Below are 1,997 nucleotides of genomic sequence, written 5' to 3' on the forward strand. Positions count from 1 at the left end.
CGCCGGGATTCTGACGCCGTACCCCAACCACGTGATCATCGAGGGGCATACCGACAACGAGCCGATTCACACCCGCCGGTTTCCGTCGAACTGGGAGCTGTCCGCCGCGCGCGCCGTCAGCGTGCTCCGCGTGCTGACCGATGCCGGAGTCGCCGCAACGCGGCTAAGTGTGCAGGGCTACGGGGAATTTCAGCCGATCGCGGGCAACGACACGGTGCGTGGCCGCCAGCGCAACCGACGCGTCGTGCTGGTGATTCGCGACGAACAATTGGCGCCGGGCAACCGACCGAATGCGAGGACGATGGCGCGGCGTGGTACGTCGTCGACGACGCGGGGGCGGGGCCCAAATCCTGCAGAAGGCGGGCAACCAACACGCGAAGGTGCTTGAGATGTCGACCCAGGCCATGCTGCAGAAGCTCTTCGAAACGCAGGCGGAGCAGACGACCGCGCCCGCCGAGGCGACGACGCGCTGGCTGACGTTCGGCTTGCTGGACAGCCGCTACGCGATCGAAATTGATCAGATTCGAGAGATCCTGCGGCCCTGCGAACCCACGCCGGTGCCTGGCGCGCCGAACTGGATGCTGGGCGTGATCAATCTGCGCGGCGCCATCGTCACCGTGTTGTCGCTGCACACGATGCTGGGCCGCTCGATACCCGAGCCCACCGACTCCCAGCGCATTCTCGTCACTGACGTGACCGGAGAGCCGGTGGGGCTGACCGTGGATGCCGTCGGTGATGTCTGGAACGCACCGGATCGCTTGCTTGAGCCGGCGCCCAAGGTTGCGGACAACCGCGCCGCGCTGCCGGTGGCCGGGGTCTTCCAGCGTCAGGGGGCGCCGCTGCTCGTGCTGGACGTGCGCGCCGTGCTGGATCGCATTGGAGCGAACGCCTGATGCTTGCCGCATTCGTCTCCGTTGCCGGCGCCTGTCTGCTCGCCGTGTTCCTGCTGGCCCGCCGGGTGGATCGCCTGGCGACGACCCAGGCCCGGCTGGTCACGGCGCAGCGCGCCGACCGGACTACCCAGGCCGCACTGGGCCGCGCGCTGCAAACCCTGCACAAGGAACTCAGCAGCATGCCCGCACAGCTCGCCGCCCGCGGCGAGATGCGTGACGCGCTATCGCGGATCGACGCGCTGACCGATGCCCATCGCGCGCTGGAGCGGCGTTGGGGGCTGGAGCATGCGCGGTCGCTGGCACGCGACGGGATCGCTCCGGAGCTGTTGATCAAGGAGTACGGCCTCACGCCCGCGGAGGCACGGCTGATCACGCGTCTCGAGCCGTCGGCCAATGGGCCGCATTGATTGTTCAGATTTTCGAAAGGCGGCCGATGAACCGTCAGGAAGCCCACGGGAGATAGCCATGACCAATCCATCCGTGACCGTTGATCTCAATGGAGAACTCTCCATTCGCGAAATCGCGACGTTGCACGCGCAGTTGATGGATGCCCGCAACAGCGAGCAGCCCGTCACCCTCGACGGCCAGGACATTGTTCGGGTCGACACGCCGGGCCTGCAACTGATCGCCAGCTTCGTGACGGAGCGCAAACGTTTTGGTCGCCAGACCGACTGGTCGGCCGCGTCCGAAGTGCTGGTCGATGGTGCCCGCCTGCTGGGCCTGGAATCGGTTCTTGCCCTTGACTCTCTTCCGGACACCACGGAGACACACTGATGAAAAAGATTCTCGCCGTCGACGATTCACCCTCCATGCGTCAGATGGTCGCGTACACGCTGCGCGATGCTGGCTTCGACGTGGAGGAGGCCGAGGACGGCCAGATCGCGCTGGACAAGGCCCGCGCCGGCAATTACTCGCTGGTGCTGGCCGATGTGAACATGCCAAACATGGACGGCATCACGCTCGTCCGCGAACTGCGTGGGCTGGATTCCTACAAGTTCACGCCGTTGCTGATCCTCACTACCGAGGCCGGCGCCGACAAGAAGGCGGCCGGCAAACAGGCGGGTGCGACGGGCTGGCTGGTCAAGCCGTTCAATCCTGACCAGC

At 66.1% G+C, this 1,997-nt stretch carries 5 protein-coding genes; all 5 read left to right on the plus strand.

The window, feature by feature from the left end; translation table 11 throughout:
- The coding region (locus ABNS06_RS11320; RefSeq protein WP_348674705.1) for an OmpA family protein at positions 1–388 on the plus strand (388 nt) is incomplete at its 5' end.
- A gap of 16 nt (positions 389–404) precedes the next feature.
- Positions 405–893, plus strand: a complete 489-nt coding sequence (locus tag ABNS06_RS11325) for a chemotaxis protein CheW (RefSeq protein WP_348674706.1) — start codon at positions 405–407, stop codon at positions 891–893.
- Positions 893–1,300 carry a hypothetical protein gene (locus ABNS06_RS11330; protein ID WP_348674707.1) on the plus strand — a complete coding sequence of 136 codons (408 nt, stop codon included), beginning with the start codon at positions 893–895 and terminating at the stop codon, positions 1,298–1,300. The genes ABNS06_RS11325 and ABNS06_RS11330 overlap by 1 nt, the downstream gene beginning before the upstream one ends.
- Positions 1,301–1,358: 58 nt before the next feature.
- Positions 1,359–1,667: an STAS domain-containing protein gene (locus ABNS06_RS11335; RefSeq protein ID WP_348674708.1), complete on the plus strand. Its 309-nt coding sequence runs from the start codon at positions 1,359–1,361 to the stop codon at positions 1,665–1,667.
- A partial coding sequence (locus tag ABNS06_RS11340; RefSeq protein ID WP_348674709.1) for a response regulator occupies positions 1,667–1,997 on the plus strand: 331 nt, incomplete at its 3' end. The genes ABNS06_RS11335 and ABNS06_RS11340, both read left to right, overlap by 1 nt.

It is taken from the genome of uncultured Abyssibacter sp. (assembly GCF_964000955.1).
Taxonomy (GTDB): domain Bacteria; phylum Pseudomonadota; class Gammaproteobacteria; order Nevskiales; family OUC007; genus Abyssibacter.